The sequence below is a fragment of the Paenibacillus sp. FSL R7-0313 genome (assembly GCF_037969885.1).
Lineage (GTDB): Bacteria > Bacillota > Bacilli > Paenibacillales > Paenibacillaceae > Paenibacillus.
Genome location: NZ_CP150219.1, coordinates 4,016,951 through 4,034,789 on the forward strand (window position 1 = coordinate 4,016,951; position 17,839 = coordinate 4,034,789).

Genomic DNA, 17,839 nt, shown 5'->3' on the forward strand with positions numbered 1-17,839 from the left:
TTGTGAGCACCATGCAACAAGAGACATCGAACAAAGGATGGAATTTGGACAATAGTTATGCGCAGTTACCGCAACCCTTTTTTACAAGTCAGGGCGCAGTGCCTGTTGAATCACCAAAGCTAATCATTTTTAATAGACTGCTTGCATCCAGCTTGGGACTGGATGTGGAGTCTCTTGACAGTGATGAAGGAGCGCAAATTTTTGCAGGTAACCTGATTCCAGAAGGGGCCGAGCCCTTAGCTCAAGCCTACGCAGGACATCAATTCGGCAATTTTAACATGCTTGGTGATGGACGGGCTTTGCTGCTGGGAGAACAGATTACGCCACAGGGCGAGCGAGTGGATATCCAGCTGAAAGGTTCAGGGAGAACACCCTACTCTCGTGGAGGAGATGGACGTGCTGCTGTAGGGCCCATGTTGCGAGAATATATTATTAGTGAAGCGATGTATTCACTAGGTATTCCAACGACACGCAGTCTGGCGGTGGTATCGACAGGAGAAAACATTATCCGCGAAACAGAGCGGCCTGGGGCCATATTGACCCGGGTGGCTTCCAGTCATATTCGGGTAGCAACCTTCCAGTATGCAGCTAGATGGGGGTCTATCGACGATCTTCAGGCGTTGGCTGATTACACGTTGAATCGACATTTTCCTGAGGTTGCTCAGGCCAAAAACCGTTATCTTCTACTCCTTCAGGAAGTGATTAAGCGGCAAGCGGCTCTCATTGCCCAGTGGCAGCATGTTGGATTCATTCATGGCGTGATGAACACGGATAACATGGCTATTAGTGGTGAGACCATCGATTATGGTCCATGCGCTTTTATGGATGCGTACAATCCTTCGACCGTATTTAGCTCCATTGACAGACAAGGCCGCTATGCTTATGGCAATCAACCGTATATAGCAGGATGGAATTTGGCTCGATTTGCCGAGACACTTCTGCCGTTGTTGCATGAAGATGAAGAACAGGCGGTGCAACTCGCGCAGGATGCTATCGCACAATTTTCTGAATTGTACCATCATCACTGGCTCAAGGGGATGCGTGCCAAATTGGGCTTGTTGGATGAAGAGGCCGAAGATGAGGCCTTGATCAAGGAGCTTCTTGAACTCATGGAGAAGCATAGTGCAGATTACACCAATACGTTCCTGGCTTTGACCTTTGATATATTGGAAGGAACAGCTTTGTTTGGCACGCCGGAATTTGCTGAATGGCATGAGCGGTGGCAAGCGAGATTGGACAGACAGCAGGGGGAGAATGAAGTCTCTAAGCAGTTGATGAGAACAAGCAATCCAGCTGTCATTCCCCGCAATCATCGGGTCGAAGAAGCGCTTGAGCGAGCAGAGAATCATGGAGATCTTAGCGTGATGGAGAAGCTTTTGGCAGTTCTTTCAGATCCGTTCGCGCACTCACCTGAGCAGGCTGAATATGCCGAACTACCTGCACAATGCAATACTTCGTACCAAACTTTTTGTGGGACCTGATTGAACAATACGGAAGAAGAGGCTGCCTTCGGCAGCTTTTTCATTTTTTCATTCTGTCATCGATGTTACTTTTATATAGGCAGGTGCATTTATGTCCAACATGTTAAGCAAACAACAATTGGCAGACATCGTTATACAGCTTTTAGAGCGTACGTCTCTCCGTAGGGAACAGATGCAGAACTATGTTAACCGCTTGTTTGAGACCTTTAAATGCGATGGTGTGCCCTATGTAGAGAATGGAGAAGATGCGTATATCGTTCGAATCTACGAACGTGGTCTTGTCACGTTAGAGAAACGGGTGAAACAGTCAGATGAAGTCATCTATTGGATGCTGGAGGATATTATTTTCACCGCGACGCATGTAGGGTTGTTGGAAAGATATGGCGTGGATAATAAACAGACGCATTTGAACTACACAAATGAAGTGATGAAGGAGCTAAATATGGGTGTTCAGGAAGCCTTCCAGCAGATCGGTGATCCGTATTTACATTGGTATCTGACGGGTAAACGTCAGGAGTTAGAGGGCATGAAATAAATAAAAATGAGGTGTGTTACGTGAGCGAGCAAGATATTAATGATGTATGGTATGACTATGCTGTGTTATTTGTCGAAAAAAAGAATAAATCTGAACAGGGCTGGGCTTCGTTGACTTCGAACGAGCAGGATATTGCTGCTTTATGGCTATTAGAGGCGGATGTCTTTAATGGCGGTTTTATTCAGTTTTTCTGTAACTGGGGGGAAGAGGTATACCGTTACGCGTTGCGGGCATTACATACCATTGGTGCGACTCAAGTCGTGGAGATTATAACGTCAGCATACGGCTGCATGGAGCATCTGAAAGAGGATGAAAGGCTTACTGAACTGTGGGACATTCCTAAATTACTGACCAAGGAACAAGAGGACCAGTTAGATGCGCTGGATCAGAAATTTTGGAATAATGAGGATCAGATTGCGGAGAAAGCTTATGGTTATTATCACGGAAAATTGAACATGATGATTATATAATCTGGTTTCAATTATGCATCCGTTGTTCTGTTCAAAGATTGCATACTTGGTCTTGCAATGACTGGAACGTTCGGCTATACTTGCTATAAATTGAATACATGAATCACGTTGATAGAGCGCAGTAGCGGCTTTGTCCCTGTTACAGAAAGTCAGGGGTTGATGGAACCTGATACATACAAGGGCTGCGAATTACACTCTGGAGTACTTGGGTAATGCCAAGCGGATGGGCAAACGATATATTGCCAAAAGTGGTATGGATAACGTGTTAAGCTCACGTGTTGTCCATGCAATTTGGGTGGTACCACGGTTATGATAATCGTCCCTGTGTCTAATGAAGACAAGGAGGCGATTTTTTTGTGTCCAAAAAAGCCGTTCCAGCGTGTAATTTCGTAATTTAACGTAGATCATGACTGAATCTTGAGGATAGAAAAGGGGTTATACGAATGAATATTATTGATGAACTACAGTGGCGTGACGCCATTAACCAGCAGACGGATGCAGAGGGACTACGTGAATTGACTGAAACGAAATCCGTTTCTTTGTACTGCGGCGTTGACCCTACGGGGGATAGCATGCATATCGGACATCTCATTCCCTTCATGATGCTGAAAAGGTTTCAACTGGCAGGACATCGTCCGGTTATTTTGATTGGTGGAGCTACAGGCACGATTGGTGACCCAAGTGGTCGTCAGGCAGAGCGTTCTCTGCAAACGATGGAGCAAGTGCAGGAGAATGTGGATGCACTGACAGCGCAGATGAAGAAGTTGTTCGTAACAGACGGTGATAATCAGGTTCGCATGGTGAACAACTACGATTGGACACACAAAATCAATGTCATTGAATTCTTACGTGACTACGGCAAAAACTTTAACCTCAACACGATGCTTGCTAAGGATGTAGTTGCGAGCAGACTGGAAGGCGGAATCTCGTTCACCGAGTTTTCATACCAGATCCTTCAATCTCTCGACTACCTGCACCTGTTCCAAAATGAAGATGTACAGCTTCAAATCGGCGGTTCTGATCAATGGGGGAATATCACGAGTGGTCTTGATCTGATTCGTAAAAAAGAAGGATCTGAAGCGAAGGCGTACGGTCTGACCATTCCGCTCATGCTCAAATCCGACGGTACGAAATTTGGTAAAACAGCTGGTGGCGCAATCTGGCTTGATCCAAACAAAACGACACCATTTGAGTTCTACCAGTTCTGGGCAAATACAGATGACCGTGATGTGATCAAATACTTGAAATACTTTACCTTCCTGAGCAAAGAAGAAATTGAAGCTTTGGCTGAAAAGGTAGAGACAGAGCCGCATAGACGTGAAGCACAGAAAGCACTCGCGGAAGAAATGACAAAATTTGTTCACGGCGAAGAAATGCTCGAACAGGCTAAACGAATTACAGCGGCGCTGTTCAGTGGTGATATCCGTTCCCTGACAGCTGATGAAATCGAACAGGGCTTCAAGGAAATGCCAACATTCGAAACGGACGGCGAAGCGAAAAATATCGTCGACTGGCTCGTAGATCTGGGGCTGGAGCCATCCAAACGCCAGGCGCGTGAGGATGTCACTAAAGGCGCAATCTCCATGAACGGTGAGAAAATCACAGAGCTTGAATTTACAGTCTCGGCAGAGCATGCCATTGGCGGTAAATTCATCATTATCCGTAAAGGTAAGAAGAACTACAGCTTGGTCAAACTTCAATCGTAGTTTCCAAGAAATAGTACGTAACACAGGCACGTATAGAGACTAAAATAGACACACAAATAAAGATACAAATACAGAAACAAAAAGACCGTCTTCCATCTCTGTCAGGCGACAGAAGGGAGACGGTCTTTAGTATAACAGGTCATTGCTTGACCTATAGTTTATTGATTAACGATCGCTGTGATTTCTTCATCCAGATCAAGTCGTACATTCTCACGATACGCCCGGATGTTGTATTCACTGTGCAGGTAACGAAGAATCGCTTCAATCATATTGGACTCGACCAGATATTGACTGCGTCCTTGGATCCAAACTTCAGCGGAATAACCTGTATCTTCTTCCCAGCTCAGTTCTACATTCACATCGGTTGGACGTACACCCTTACGTTCTGCCATATGAATACAGATTGCATTCACAATTTCATCCATGCTCAGAACCATAGAGATTAGTACCGTCCGTTTCTGTTACGGTCATCATCACGATCATTGCGACGGTCATAACGACCATCCGCTGCAGGTTTGCGACGATTGGAGATGGCTCTGAAGAGTGCCATAGCCAGCATAACAATCAACATGATTGCTGCAACGTTCACGAGCAATCCAAGGATGTTACCAAGGGCGCCCATGCCACCGAACAGTCCGCCGAACATCATACCAGCAAGACCACCAAGCATCATGCCTTTCATGAAGCCACCGCCACCGCCAAAGAATCCACCACCACGGGTTGCAGCTGCACCAGTACCGGAGTTATTACCGGAATTGGATTGATTCACGTTGTTGTTGGAGTCGGATTTCTTAGGAGTGTTGGTATAACTTTTTGTACCGGATTTGAATCCGCCACCACGTCTTGCATCCGCAGAATCCGGATTTGTTACTCCCACTGTTGCGAACAATAATGTAAAGGCCATAAATACCATCATTAGATGTTTAACTCCGAATTTTTTCTTCATTGTAAAGATCGTAACCCCCCGTTTAATTTGTTTGAATCGCCCAAAAATGGGCCTTACTCATGTAATACGGTCAACTTGCAGGAACGTTTCAAATTTTATTAAATTTCTGAAACGCTAGGACTTGGGTCTTGAATTGCAGCTTGGCCATCAAGCAATTGGGTAACCCAATGACACCATTCCAGGCCAGTTTGTGCGTGCATTAACCCTTTTTGTACCAGGATGTAGCTTCCAAAATCTCGGTTGCCTACACGAAGATTATCCTGAGGTATACGTGACTTCAGATCCTCGAAATAACGTATGCGTTCCATAAACCAGCTTTTACGCTCGTTAAGAATGCGTCTCATGCTTCCGTCTTCCGCTATGCCAACACACAAAATACGCAAATTAAATTCATCGCGTGTAACCGGTGCGGTAACAGGAGTAATCATCCATTCCAAGAGCTTTTCAATGCCTTTTTCCGTAACTGCGTACATTTTCTTGTCCGGTTTGTCAGACTGTTGTACCCAGCGGGAGGCCAATAACTCATCGTTTTCCATCTTGGACAGGAGTGGGTAGATCTGGCTGTGTTTCGCCTGCCAATGCGGCTGGATCTTCAGCATCAGATCATAGCCCGATGACTCCTCGCGGGTAAGCAGCCCGAGCAATCCGTAGGAAAGTATGTTCATGCACATGTCTCCTTAATATTAGGGCTAGGTCAGAGAGAACAATCGTTTTTACTTTCTTTGACCGCTTTCATAAAAAGTGTACACTGAAACTGTATGGTTTGACAACCTGACAGAACAACTGCCTTAATTTAGACAAAAAAAAGTGCGAACCATAAGGTCCGCACTCCAAACCATTTAGAGAGATGCCTGTTGTCCATACCCCTCAGCGACAAGATCAAGCTCACCTGTAGCAGAATCGATAACCATGCCGTGGACGGGTACATTGGGAGGAAGTAAAGGATGCTTCTTGATCACTTCCACAGTATGTTTTACCCCTTCTTCGACGCTGTCAAACCCACGCAACCATTTTTGCAAACGGATGCCCGAATTCTCCAGAGTAGTCATGACTTCTTCTGATACACCACGCTCTACCATATGTCCAATCATGGTCTCAGCGTGAAGGGAAGCCATGCCACATTCCGTATGTCCAACTACCAGGACTTCATCTGCACCCAGTTCATAGATGGCGACAAGTACACTACGCATTACACTCCCGAAAGGCTGAGAGATAATTGCGCCTGCGTTTTTGATGATTTTCACATCACCGTTTTTCAGGTTCATGGCCTTGGGCAGCATTTCCACCAGACGTGTATCCATACAAGTGATGATAACCATCTTTTTGGTTGGAAACTTGCCAGCCGTATACTTTTCGTATTCTTTGGTCTCGACAAATGATTTGTTGTAAGCCAAAATCTCTTGAATGTTGTTCATGTCCATTGCCTCCTGTTATCCAATACGACGAGCACGGCCACTTGCATATGATGCAGCTTGTCCTACGCGCCTTTGCTTTAATAGTATTTCACGGTCAGCAGATGGCATTACTCCAACCCTTTAGAGGTTGTTCAAAAAGTCCACTTTTGATTACAAATGATGCCTGAGGGCATCATCAGCATCGAAGTTGAGCGCCATTTCTATCTTCTCGGTAATGAAAACCAGACTTTTTGAACACGTATCTTTAGGAGAACAATGCAATTTTCATCTGTTAAAAGTTGATTATACGCAATGCAAAAAGTATCATCAATAGGGTATAACATTTTTTTTGAAGAGGTGAACGATAACAATGGATAAACAAACACAGGAACATTTGGAATCCTTCCGTAATCTGGCTCGTAAAATCAAGAGTTACCATGAAGCCATTGGTTTGCTTCACTGGGATCTGCGTACAGGTGCACCGAAAAAAGGCGTTCCGACCCGTTCGGAGACGTTGGGTATGTTGTCCACCGAAGCATTCAAGCTGCAAACCTCAGCTGACATGAAGACTTACCTGGATGCATTAACAACTCCAGCGGTATTGGAACAACTCGAAGATATAGATCGTCGTCTGGTTGAAGATTGCAAGAAAGAACATGATCGCAGTCAATCCGTACCACCTGAGAAAGTACAAGCCTATACCGTGCTTACGGCCAAGTCGGAAACGGCATGGGAAGATGCCAAGCATAACAGTGATTTTGCAGGATTCTCACCTTATCTGACAGATATCGTTAAGCTCAAACAAGAGCTTATTGATTATTGGGGTGTGAAGGATACCCGTTATGATACGCTGCTTGATATGTATGAACCGGATCTGACGGTTGAAAAAGTGGACGCTGTGTTCGCCCGCCTCAAAGCACGTTTGGTGCCTCTACAAGAGAAGATTAATGCTTCAGAAAACAAGCCCAATACAGAGTTCCTGAATCAATTGTTTGACACCAAACAGCAGGAAAAATTCAGTCTGTTCATCCTGGAACAAATGGGCTATGACTTTGAAGCTGGACGATTGGATGAGAGTGTTCATCCTTTTGCAACGGGTCTTAACCCGGGGGATGTGCGGATCACAACACATTATCTGCAAGATGATGTAGCAAGCGCAGTCTTCAGTTCGTTGCATGAGGGCGGACATGCCCTATACGAGCAAAATATTGATGACAGTCTGGCGGGTACCCTTCTTGCCGAAGGAACGTCCATGGGGATTCATGAGTCTCAGTCCCGTCTATGGGAAAACATGATTGGTCGCAGCCTGCCATTCTGGACACGCTATTACAAAGATTTGCAGCAGCATTTCCCGCAATTGAGCGAGGTTGAACTGGAAGATTTCTATCGTGCAATCAACCGCGTGGAGAGTTCACTTATTCGGATTGAAGCCGATGAACTGACCTATAACCTGCACATTATTATCCGCTATGAGATCGAGAAAATGTTATTCAACGATGGCCTTGAAGTGAAGGATCTGCCAGAGACCTGGAATGCAAAATATAAAGAATACCTCGGTATTATGCCAACGAATGATGGAGATGGTGTTCTTCAGGATGTTCACTGGTCCGGTGGTGACTTTGGTTACTTTGCATCGTATTCTCTGGGTAATATGTATGCAGCTCAAATTCTACATACATTGCGCAAGGAAATGCCGGAGTTTGATACCCTTATTGCCGAAGGTAATCTGATTCCAATTAAGGAATGGCTTACAGACAAGATCTATCGGTATGGTAGAAGTCGCACACCTTCCGAATTGATTGTTGCCGTAACGGGTGAAGAATTGAACCCGGATTATCTGGCCGATTATCTGGAAGCCAAATATGCCGAGATTTACAAGCTGTAGGTATCCCATAAATAACATATTGAATAACATTTAGAAGAGCTGAAGAGTCGGGTATTATTGCCCGGCTCTTTTTTGCATTCAAGTTCTTAACCTTTTGCTGGGCATCGGCATATCCATAATAGAGAGAAACTGCTGAAACCAGTGAAGGAGGGAAACAACATGAAATACACGCCATGGTTCGTCCGGGGCATCGTTATTCTGCTGATTATTATTGTGGCGCTCACCAGCTGTAATAAGGAAGAGAATGAAGCCAAAATTACGATTGGCGAAGTGACTCGTTCGGTATTTTATGCACCGGAGTATGTGGCCGTGGCTCAAGGCTTTTTTGAGGAGCAGGGGCTTGAGGTGGACATTCAGACGACTGCTGGCGGTGACAAAACGATGGCCGCATTACTCGCAGGTTCGGTGGATATCGCCCTGGTAGGAGCGGAGACGTCCATATACGTCTATCAGCAGGGAGCGGAAGATCCGGTCATTAACTTTGCCCAGCTCACCCAGACGGATGGTACATTTTTGTTCGCTCGTAACACAGAAGGTAGCTTCGATTGGGAGCAACTGAGGGATTCCACATTTCTCGGTCAGCGCAAAGGCGGCATGCCACAAATGGCAGGGGAGTTCGCACTGAACAAACATGGCATTGATCCGCAAAGTGATCTGGAGCTGATTCAAAATGTGGACTTTGCAAATATTGCGTCTGCTTTTGCCTCAGGCACGGGAGATTATGTTCAACTGTTTGAACCCCAGGCATCCATCTTTGAACAAGAAGGTCGGGGCAAGGTTGTTGCATCGTTTGGAACAGAAAGTGGTCTTCTGCCTTACACCGTCTTCATGACAAAACAGAGTTATCTTAACGACAATAAGGATGTCGTACAGAAGTTTACAAATGGTCTGCACAAAGCGCAGGCATGGGTGGATTCCCATACGGCTGAAGAGATTGCTGAAGTCATTTCTCCTTTTTTCAAAGACATCGATCCAGCCATTTTGGTAAGCAGTGTGAACCGTTATAAGGAACAGGGCAGCTACGCAACAGACCCGATCATTGATGAGGAAGAGTGGAACAATCTGCTTGATGTCATGAGTGCCGCCGGAGAGTTGAAAGAACGCGTGGATTTGAATGCAATTGTGGATAATGCCTATGCGGGAGAAGCTACGAAATCAAAGTGATGGGTATTCAGGAAAGGAAGTGAGCAGAATGCCTGAATCCGAAAGTGTGATCCGACTGGAGGGGATCTCTCAAGTATACGTCAGCGAGCGGGAAGCTTCATTGGTGATTGAAGACTTGAGTCTGGAGATCCAAAAAGGAGAGTTCGTCAGTCTGGTTGGACCGAGTGGATGCGGTAAAACGACATTGTTGTCGATCATCGCCGGGCTGCTCACACCCACCCGAGGAGAGGTTAAAGTTAAAGGCAAACTTGTTGGCGGCCCCTCAGCACAGATTGGTTATATGCTTCAACAAGACTATCTGTTTCCATGGCGGACCATTCTGGATAATGCATTGATCGGTCTTGAACTGACAGGCAGACTGGATGAACGGAGCCGTGAGCGTGTACGGGAACTGCTGGTAAGTATGGGGTTGGCCGGAACGGAGAATCAGTACCCTTCAGAGCTTTCAGGGGGCATGAGACAGCGAGTAGCTCTGGTGCGCACGTTGGCAACCGATCCGGGAATTTTATTGTTGGATGAACCATTCTCAGCACTTGATTATCAAACCAAGTTGCAATTGGAGGATCTGGTCTCGGACACGTTAAAACAGTTTGGCAAAACATCCGTTCTCGTCACCCATGATTTGTCTGAAGCGATTGCGGTCAGTGACCGCGTCATTGTACTGGATCGCAATCCGGGCCGCATCCGTCGTGAATTTATCATTCCCGATGGAATTCGTAAATCTCAGCCGTTTCATGCCAGGGAGCAAGAAGGATTCAATGCGTTGTTTCAGGCGTTGTGGAGTGAACTGGATCAGTCCGGGGGAGGTGAGGAAGACGCGTGAATCCAATGAATCCGAAGCAGGAAAAGCGTGACGAATGGATGGGACAGCTGCATCGGAATCATATTCAGCAGGTGGCCAGATGGCGACACCAAGTGCTTGCCGTACAGTTATCTATGCTAGTATGTATGTTTTTGCTATGGGAAGTGGCAGGCAGACTCCGTTGGATTGATGTACTGTTATTCAGTTATCCGAGTAAGGTTTTTGCCCAGATTGGCAAGGACATCGCTAGTGGCGAGTTGTGGGCACATGTTGGGGTAACCGTAGGGGAAACGGCAGTTGGTTTTTTACTGGGAACACTGGTGGGAACCTTGCTTGCGGTTTTAATTTGGTGGTCTCCTTTTTTGTCCAAAGTGCTGGACCCCTATATGGTTGTGTTCAACAGTATGCCGAAGGTAGCACTTGGCCCGATCTTTATTGTGATGTTCGGCGCGGGTTTTACAGCAATTGTCATGACCACATTGTCCATTACGGTCATTATTACAACGTTAGTGGTGTATAACAGCTTCAATGAAGTCGATCCCAATTATATTAAAGTGATTCGTACGTTTGGTGGAGAACGTTCCGAGATTTTTACCAAAGTTGTATTACCTGCTTCTTTTCCGGCGATTGTATCGACCTTAAAAGTGAACGTTGGCATGGCTTGGGTGGGTGTAATTGTGGGTGAGTTTCTGGTCGCCAAACAAGGGCTAGGTTATCTCATTATCTACGGATTTCAGGTATTCAACTTCACACTTGTATTATCAAGTCTGTTAATTATTGCTGCCGTTGCAACAGCCATGTACCAACTTGTTGTTTATGCAGAACGCAAAATGCTGGCTGGCCGCAGGTGATTCGGACGTGTTTTACTCGTAATGTGACCGGGTATGATATGTATACAATTTCACAAGGGGTGTCACGTTGCCCGATACCGTAAAATCAAGTACCATATTTAGTATGAATATTCCGCGCAGATCCGGAATTAATGCGATGATTGGAGAAGAGGGCCTTGAGGTTCTGTCGCAACGATCTAACTTGCCAGCGTCCCTCATTCGGGGCGTGTTGCTGTGACCGGCATGCATGCGCATGTCGGTTGATGTCGTCTAGTTTCATTTGGATGAGACATACTAGTCATGATAAATGAATGAGGCGACGAGCTGGCTAAGAATTTTTTTGCAGCTTAGAGGAGATGGAATGTTAAATGGGTTTTAGGGTAATTAAAACCGCAATCGCCGCATTAATGGCTGTATTGATTGCGGACTGGTGTCGCTTGCCGGGACCAACATCAGCGGGATTGCTTGCCATTCTTGGCGTGGATGTAACGAGAAAAAGAAGTATTCGCACCATATCGGCGCGTTTCTTTGCTTCCGTAGTTGGACTTTTATTTGCAAGTGTACTTTTTCACTTTCTAGGCTTCCATTATTGGGTGCTGGCCGTATACATATTGATCGCATTCCCGGTTATTGTCCGGGTTGGCTTCAAGGAAGGTATTGTAACAGGTTCGGTCGTGGTATTTCGGGTGTTCGGCGGCGGGGAAATGGACGTGCATGTCGTCCTCGTACAAATTGCTTTGCTGCTAATTGGTCTTGGTTCCGCAATGGCGGTTAACCTGGCCTATATGCCGGCAGCTGATCCACAGATGCTACGCATTCGCAAACGAATCGATGAACTCTTCTCGAAGATTTTCAAGGAATTCGCAGCCACGCTGCGTAATCCCAATGAAGCATGGGCGGGGAGAGAGCTTATTGAAGCGGATAAAGCTATCCTTGGCGGTATCGATGCAGCCAAGCGTTCTCTGGAGAATCAGGTGATTCATCCGAATGAGGAATGGAGTGTCTACTTCTATATGCGCAAAACGCAGCTGGACTCCATCCAGCATATGATGCATCTGGTGTCCCAGATCTATCAGAAGATGCCACATGCGGAAATGGTATCGGAGCTGTTCGATCAGCTTAGTCAGGATGTACTTACTGAATCCTACACCGGACGAACTGAAAAACTTCTTGCAGATGTGCAAGAAGAATTCAAACGTATGGAGCTGCCGGATACAAGGGAAGAATTCGAGATTCGTTCCGCAATTCTCCAGCTGTGCCGTGAACTCGCGCTGTATCTGAAAGTCGCGAAGAAGGACAAAGCGCCGTCCCCAATCTCGGACCGGTCCCAATCTACAAACGAATAATAGAAAATAGTTGTCACCCTAGACGAATGCCCTGCATACACTTGTAGTGAATGATTGTATGGAGGAGGTTTAAAGATGTCATTGAGTCATAAACATCAATGTAGAGAGATTATCACGAAGGCGATCTGCGGCAAAGGTCGTAAGTTCTCTACCGTAACACATACCGTGACTCCGCCAAATGGTCCGACAAGTATTTTGGGGGCTTGGATTATCAACCACCAATATGAAGCCGTATCAGCGGGTGACGGAATTGAAGTTATTGGTACTTACGATATCAACATTTGGTATTCCTATGACAAGAATTCGCAGACGGATGTAGCCAAAGAAACGGTCTCGTATGTAGAACATGTGCCTTTGTCCTATCTGGACCCGAAACACCGGACTTCCACAGTGGAGGTATCTGCGGATGCAACGCAGGAACCTAGCTGTGTGGAAGCCACAGTATCCGCAGGTGGAAGCAGTGTAATTATCCGGGTAGAACGAGAATTCGCTGTGGAACTCGTTGCCGAAACCAAAGTTTGTGTGAAGGTCTGCACAGATGGTTGCGGTGATTACGAAGACAAGGACTATGACTTTGGCAGTGCCGATGGAGATTATGACGATCTCGATCCCGATCTGCTCGACGATGAGCTGTGAGTTTGACGCCTGTATTTGATAACCTAAGGTATCATATGCGCCAGAAGGCGCGGTGAAGAGGGCGTAAGCCCTCTTTCTTCTTAAATATTGAAAAATGGGTGGTAACGAGCCTCGCAATGTGCCTGGAATACCTTTCACGGGAAGGCTCCGCATTGCGGGGTTATTTTTATTTTAGTTGCATGATCCGGGAGGGGGGGACGTAATGAATGTGATGGAACAAGCGGAGGAAGCGCTGCGCCGATATGAAAGGATGACTTCTGGAGAACGCACAGAACGGTTGAAACAGGCAGGCATTGAAGTATTATCATTGCAAGATCGGCGCAAACGTGAACCAGGCTTGCGTGTACGCTATGACGTGGAGATAAGCTGTCTGCAGGCGATCCGGATTAAGCGCAAGGATACTAGTGGCATGGGAGGGGCACAGGAAACTCTGTTGGAGCGTGAAGCGAGTTCAACCTTGTTCAAGCGCGTAGAACGACTTGCGATCAAAACGCTGTATACGCTAGGGCTGGATCATGGAGCTGTTCGAATGGAATCCTCAGAGAACGGCGGTTGTGCAGTGATTTCGATTGATCCGTGTCCCTGGAAAGGGGTGACCAACCTTGCTTTTACCTATATGGAAAGCTGGAAGCAGCATCAGGAACTGCTGGATGAGGAACTGAGTCACAGACCCATTCCAATACTCGGCATGGACCCCGAGTTCCTTCTGGTGCAGATGCCAGAATCTAAAATCGTACCTGCCTCCAAATTTCTTGAACGTACCGGAATGGCAGGCTGTGATTCCGTGACGATTGGTGGACGGCGCATATATCCGGTTGCCGAACTGAGACCGTCTCCAAGCTCCGAACCACGAGAACTGCTGGCTCATCTGATGAGGGCATTCGCAGCCGCTTCCCGCAGCATTAGTGATCACTCGCTCATCTGGCAGGCAGGAGGGATGCCACAGCGGGGGTTACCTCTAGGCGGTCATATTCATTTTAGTGGCGTGAATCTTACCGGAGACCTGCTCCGAGCACTGGACAATTATCTGGCATTGCCACTGGCATTTCTTCAAGACCCGCGTGGATCCGGAAGACGGCCACGTTATGGAGCACTTGGGGATTTTCGCCTGAAATCCTACGGTGGGTTTGAGTATCGTACGTTACCCAGCTTTCTTGTGTCGCCCCTTGTTGCAAAGGGCGTTGTGGCCTTGGCAGGTCTAATCGCGAGCGGGTATACTCAATTACGGCAGCGTCCGTTGGAGAAAGCTGAAGTTCATGCCGCTTTTTATGAAGGAAAGCGCGAAGTAATCAAGGAATACATTCCAGCTCTGGCAGATGATCTGAAGAAGTTGGAGGGATATGCACGTTATGAACGGTATGCGTCACCGTTACTCCTTCAATTAAAACTGGGAAGAACCTGGGATGAGAGCCGTGATATTCGCAAACTCTGGAATATTCGGGCAGGTTCATGAAGTACGGACGTTTTTTTGATATAATAAGAAACAAGTCTTTTATAAGTGCGAGTTCAAAAAGAACGGTTTTCAGTACCGAGAAGATGGGATGAAGCTAGAAATGGAGTAGCGGAGCGTAGGAAAACTACGTGAGCAACGGACATTTCGGCTGAATGCCATATTCGACGCTGATGATGCCACTAGGCATCCTTCGTAATCAAAAGCGGACTTTTTGAACAACCTTTATAAGTTATAGCTACGGAAGATATGGAGCAGCAACCTTTGAAGGAAGTGGCGATTAGCCAACACATAAGGCGGAGGCGCAAACACAGTGCCTGACCGTCTTATTGTCCTTCCAGGACGCGTTTCTTCCTGACATTATAGGAATGGGATGGAGGATATTCATCATGGCTCAGTATACGCCAATGATTCAACAATATTTGCAAGTGAAGGCCGAAGCACAAGATGCTTTTCTATTTTTTAGATTGGGTGACTTCTATGAAATGTTCTTCGAGGATGCGATTAATGCTGCTCGTGAACTTGAGATAACGCTGACCGCACGTAACGGAGGCACGGATGACAAAATTCCGATGTGCGGTGTACCTTATCATTCGGCTGACAATTACATACAGCGTCTGATTGAAAAAGGATATAAAGTTGCGATATGTGAACAGATGGAAGATGCGAGTGTAACGAAAGGTATGGTACGACGCGAAATTGTACGTGTGGTTACACCCGGAACGGTGATGGAAGGCAAAACGCTGGGGGATAAATCCAACAACTACATGGTCTGTCTTACAGGTAATCAAAATACGTTGGCGCTGGCGGCCTGTGATCTGTCAACGGGTGAGTTGTATGTGACATCGGTGCCCTATTCCAAGGAATGGCTCAAGGATGAAATCGGCATCTACGAACCATCGGAGCTGGTGGGGGATGCAGCGCTGCTTGAAACAGTAGAAGCTGAGGCGTCTCCAATCGGTCGTCCTGTGGTATACACGTCGTGGACAAAGAATAAGGAAGATCTGGTCCGTCAGCAGTTTGGCGAGGCTGTATGGGCAAGATTAGAGCCTGAACGTCAAGCGTGCATTGCACGTCTTTTCTCCTATTTAAGTGAGACACAGAAACGTTCTCTGGGACAATTAACTCAAATCTCTACCTATGAGCCAGATCATTATATGATCTTGGACCCGTTTACCCGTCGGAACCTGGAATTGGTGGAAACCGTGCGTGAACGCTCCAAAAAAGGTTCATTACTCTGGTTGCTTGATCGGACAGAGACATCCATGGGTGCAAGAATGCTGCGTCGCTGGGTCGATAAGCCATTATTGCAAAAAGGGAAAATTAATGAGCGTCTTGAAGCAGTGGATACCTTGTACAACCAGTTTATATTGCGTGAGGACCTGCGGGCAGAACTCAAAGACATCTATGATTTGGAGCGTTTGGTAGGCCGGATTGCATTTGGTAATGCCAATGGTCGTGACCTGAATGCGCTCAAATCATCGCTGGAGAAAATCCCAGGACTTCGTCAGCATTGCGCAGGATCATCTTCCACAACATTGCAGCATATTGCCGAAACGATGGATGATTGCAATGATCTGCGTGAAGCTATCGGGCAAGCCATTGTGGACGAGCCGCCGGTATCGGTAAGGGACGGGGGTCTGATTCGTGAAGGGTACCATGAACGTCTGGATGAATTGCGTGAGGCTTCGGTCAACGGGAAACAGTGGATTGCGGAGCTGGAAGCGCGCGAGCGTGAGGCGACAGGCATTCGATCGCTGAAGATTGGATATAACAAAGTGTTTGGTTATTATATCGAGATCACCAAGTCCAATCTGTCCGCGTTGCCAGAGGGACGATATGAACGTAAACAGACACTTGCCAATGCAGAACGATATATTACGCCGGAGTTGAAGGAAAAAGAGACGTTGATTCTCGAAGCTCAGGACAAAATGGTTGATATTGAGTATGGACTGTTCGCAGAGCTGCGCGAGCGGCTGAACAAAGAGATCGCAAGATTGCAGAAGCTGGCCGAACAGGTAGCCGAAATTGATGTGTATCAATCTTTTGCGGTGATTAGTGCTGAGCGAAACTTTGTACGGCCTACGTTGACCGACGGTTATGATCTGGTTGTGGAAGAAGGGCGCCATCCGGTTGTCGAGGCTGTCATGCGAGATGGCGCATTTATTGCCAACCATACGGCAATGACCAAGGAAGAGGCACGTATTCTGCTGATTACTGGACCAAATATGGCTGGTAAGAGTACGTATATGAGACAGGTCGCTTTGATCTCCATTTTGGCGCAAGTGGGTTGCTTTGTGCCAGCGGGTCAGGCGGAGGTGCCGATCATGGATCGCATTTTCACACGAATCGGTGCCGCGGATGATCTCATTGGTGGACAGAGCACATTCATGGTGGAGATGGCCGACATTCAGGTCATGACGGATAAAGCCACACCACGCAGTCTGATTATTATCGATGAATTGGGACGGGGAACGTCGACAAGTGAAGGTATGGCGATTGCTCAGTCTGTTATTGAATATGTACATGATATTATCGGCTGTAAAGCTCTTGTATCAACTCATTTCCATGAGCTTGCTCATCTGGAGGAGAGTCTGGACAAGCTGGCCAACTACTCAATGGCGGTACAGGAGAGCGGTGACAAAGTTAATTTCCTGCGCAAATTGATTGCCGGGGCAGCCAGCAGCAGTTATGGTATCTATTGTGCACGCCTTGCAGGTCTGCCTGATAGCATTATTGAGCGCGCGAATGGACTATTGCATGGGTTCGAACATGCGGCCGCGCAAGTAGCTGTGGGCAGTGAATATATCGGTAGCGAGAAGCAGGAAGAAGGCTTGAAATTAAAAGGTGGAGAATTCCAGCACACGGATTCAGTACCATTGATCCGGGAACACGAGATTGTGGAGAGTTCAGAGTACACACCTTCTATTGAAGAGTCGGTCGGGAAGCAACATGCCAAGAAATCAAACAGCAAGGTACAGTCCAGTGCAAACCATTCGGATGTGGTTCAACTGTCGATCTTTGGGGATGATGAGCCGAATGTGGTAACAAAACCGGATGTAGTTGCGGTGGATAAACCAGCGCGAGAATTCATCCGTACGATGAAAGATATCGATGTCATGAATATGACGCCTCTTCAGGCGATGCAGATATTGAATGATCTCAAATTGAAGGCACAGCAATTATCCTGAATA

16 protein-coding genes and 1 other annotated feature are annotated in these 17,839 nt (G+C 46.7%); of the genes, 12 read left to right on the top strand and 4 right to left on the bottom strand.

What is annotated here, in order from left to right:
• The first annotated feature begins 11 nt into the window (after positions 1-11).
• From NSQ38_RS17670 to tyrS, 4 genes are all read left to right on the top strand, one after another.
• A complete protein-coding gene (locus NSQ38_RS17670; protein WP_339783219.1) occupies positions 12-1,481 on the top strand; it encodes a YdiU family protein in 1,470 nt (489 codons plus the stop codon).
• A 91-nt stretch (positions 1,482-1,572) separates the two neighbouring features.
• A complete protein-coding gene (locus NSQ38_RS17675) occupies positions 1,573-2,016 on the top strand; it encodes an Imm63 family immunity protein (RefSeq protein ID WP_339783221.1) in 444 nt (147 codons plus the stop codon).
• 20 nt (positions 2,017-2,036) lie between these two features.
• Positions 2,037-2,486: a DUF4375 domain-containing protein gene (locus NSQ38_RS17680; RefSeq protein ID WP_339783223.1), complete on the top strand. Its 450-nt coding sequence runs from the start codon at positions 2,037-2,039 to the stop codon at positions 2,484-2,486.
• A 99-nt stretch (positions 2,487-2,585) separates the two neighbouring features.
• Positions 2,586-2,813: a binding site (T-box leader), on the top strand.
• A 116-nt stretch (positions 2,814-2,929) separates the two neighbouring features.
• Positions 2,930-4,192 carry a tyrosine--tRNA ligase gene (gene tyrS / locus NSQ38_RS17685; RefSeq protein ID WP_091011938.1) on the top strand — a complete coding sequence of 421 codons (1,263 nt, stop codon included), beginning with the start codon at positions 2,930-2,932 and terminating at the stop codon, positions 4,190-4,192.
• Between the two features lie 158 nt (positions 4,193-4,350).
• Here the strand turns inward: tyrS and NSQ38_RS17690 are convergent, their stop codons facing one another.
• From NSQ38_RS17690 to NSQ38_RS17705, 4 genes are all read right to left on the bottom strand, one after another.
• The gene (locus NSQ38_RS17690; protein ID WP_017687903.1) at positions 4,351-4,629 is read right to left on the bottom strand and encodes a YxcD family protein; all 279 of its coding nucleotides are present in this window, start codon (positions 4,627-4,629) and stop codon (positions 4,351-4,353) included.
• Positions 4,630-4,634: 5 nt separating this feature from the next.
• Positions 4,635-5,138, bottom strand: coding sequence for a hypothetical protein (locus tag NSQ38_RS17695; RefSeq protein WP_091029269.1), 504 nt, complete (start codon positions 5,136-5,138; stop codon positions 4,635-4,637).
• Positions 5,139-5,236: 98 nt separating this feature from the next.
• Positions 5,237-5,803 (bottom strand): PadR family transcriptional regulator, encoded by a 567-nt coding sequence (locus NSQ38_RS17700; RefSeq protein WP_036613540.1) that lies wholly within the window; start codon positions 5,801-5,803, stop codon positions 5,237-5,239.
• Between the two features lie 174 nt (positions 5,804-5,977).
• The gene (locus NSQ38_RS17705; protein ID WP_062835011.1) at positions 5,978-6,553 is read right to left on the bottom strand and encodes a carbonic anhydrase; all 576 of its coding nucleotides are present in this window, start codon (positions 6,551-6,553) and stop codon (positions 5,978-5,980) included.
• A 349-nt stretch (positions 6,554-6,902) separates the two neighbouring features.
• Between NSQ38_RS17705 and NSQ38_RS17710 the strand changes: the two genes are divergently transcribed.
• The 8 genes from NSQ38_RS17710 to mutS all read left to right on the top strand — a co-directional run bounded on the left by NSQ38_RS17710 (position 6,903) and on the right by mutS (position 17,836).
• Positions 6,903-8,417 carry a carboxypeptidase M32 gene (locus tag NSQ38_RS17710; RefSeq protein ID WP_339783225.1) on the top strand — a complete coding sequence of 505 codons (1,515 nt, stop codon included), beginning with the start codon at positions 6,903-6,905 and terminating at the stop codon, positions 8,415-8,417.
• Between the two features lie 159 nt (positions 8,418-8,576).
• Positions 8,577-9,581: an ABC transporter substrate-binding protein gene (locus NSQ38_RS17715; RefSeq protein ID WP_339783227.1), complete on the top strand. Its 1,005-nt coding sequence runs from the start codon at positions 8,577-8,579 to the stop codon at positions 9,579-9,581.
• Between the two features lie 28 nt (positions 9,582-9,609).
• Positions 9,610-10,404, top strand: coding sequence for an ABC transporter ATP-binding protein (locus tag NSQ38_RS17720; RefSeq protein ID WP_076317596.1), 795 nt, complete (start codon positions 9,610-9,612; stop codon positions 10,402-10,404).
• Positions 10,405-10,409: 5 nt separating this feature from the next.
• The gene (locus NSQ38_RS17725) at positions 10,410-11,234 is read left to right on the top strand and encodes an ABC transporter permease (RefSeq protein WP_036613952.1); all 825 of its coding nucleotides are present in this window, start codon (positions 10,410-10,412) and stop codon (positions 11,232-11,234) included.
• Between the two features lie 347 nt (positions 11,235-11,581).
• A complete protein-coding gene (locus NSQ38_RS17730) occupies positions 11,582-12,559 on the top strand; it encodes an aromatic acid exporter family protein (protein WP_315935873.1) in 978 nt (325 codons plus the stop codon).
• A gap of 75 nt (positions 12,560-12,634) precedes the next feature.
• Positions 12,635-13,195: an outer spore coat protein CotE gene (locus tag NSQ38_RS17735; protein WP_017687912.1), complete on the top strand. Its 561-nt coding sequence runs from the start codon at positions 12,635-12,637 to the stop codon at positions 13,193-13,195.
• A 202-nt stretch (positions 13,196-13,397) separates the two neighbouring features.
• On the top strand, positions 13,398-14,648 hold the full coding sequence (locus NSQ38_RS17740; protein ID WP_339783229.1) for a hypothetical protein: 1,251 nt from the start codon (positions 13,398-13,400) through the stop codon (positions 14,646-14,648).
• A gap of 386 nt (positions 14,649-15,034) precedes the next feature.
• Positions 15,035-17,836 carry a DNA mismatch repair protein MutS gene (gene mutS / locus NSQ38_RS17745; protein ID WP_339783230.1) on the top strand — a complete coding sequence of 934 codons (2,802 nt, stop codon included), beginning with the start codon at positions 15,035-15,037 and terminating at the stop codon, positions 17,834-17,836.
• Positions 17,837-17,839: the final 3 nt, after the last annotated feature.

Coding starts and splice junctions, on each gene's coding strand:
- NSQ38_RS17700 (WP_036613540.1), bottom strand. CDS start 5,803: ATGAACATACTTTCCTACGGATTGCTCGGGCTGCTTACCCGCGAGGAG.
- NSQ38_RS17720 (WP_076317596.1), top strand. CDS start 9,610: ATGCCTGAATCCGAAAGTGTGATCCGACTGGAGGGGATCTCTCAAGTA.
- mutS (WP_339783230.1), top strand. CDS start 15,035: ATGGCTCAGTATACGCCAATGATTCAACAATATTTGCAAGTGAAGGCC.
- NSQ38_RS17690 (WP_017687903.1), bottom strand. CDS start 4,629: ATGGTTCTGAGCATGGATGAAATTGTGAATGCAATCTGTATTCATATG.
- NSQ38_RS17735 (WP_017687912.1), top strand. CDS start 12,635: ATGTCATTGAGTCATAAACATCAATGTAGAGAGATTATCACGAAGGCG.
- tyrS (WP_091011938.1), top strand. CDS start 2,930: ATGAATATTATTGATGAACTACAGTGGCGTGACGCCATTAACCAGCAG.
- NSQ38_RS17670 (WP_339783219.1), top strand. CDS start 12: ATGCAACAAGAGACATCGAACAAAGGATGGAATTTGGACAATAGTTAT.
- NSQ38_RS17675 (WP_339783221.1), top strand. CDS start 1,573: ATGTCCAACATGTTAAGCAAACAACAATTGGCAGACATCGTTATACAG.
- NSQ38_RS17710 (WP_339783225.1), top strand. CDS start 6,903: ATGGATAAACAAACACAGGAACATTTGGAATCCTTCCGTAATCTGGCT.
- NSQ38_RS17705 (WP_062835011.1), bottom strand. CDS start 6,553: ATGAACAACATTCAAGAGATTTTGGCTTACAACAAATCATTTGTCGAG.
- NSQ38_RS17730 (WP_315935873.1), top strand. CDS start 11,582: ATGGGTTTTAGGGTAATTAAAACCGCAATCGCCGCATTAATGGCTGTA.
- NSQ38_RS17715 (WP_339783227.1), top strand. CDS start 8,577: ATGAAATACACGCCATGGTTCGTCCGGGGCATCGTTATTCTGCTGATT.
- NSQ38_RS17725 (WP_036613952.1), top strand. CDS start 10,410: ATGAATCCGAAGCAGGAAAAGCGTGACGAATGGATGGGACAGCTGCAT.
- NSQ38_RS17740 (WP_339783229.1), top strand. CDS start 13,398: ATGAATGTGATGGAACAAGCGGAGGAAGCGCTGCGCCGATATGAAAGG.
- NSQ38_RS17695 (WP_091029269.1), bottom strand. CDS start 5,138: ATGAAGAAAAAATTCGGAGTTAAACATCTAATGATGGTATTTATGGCC.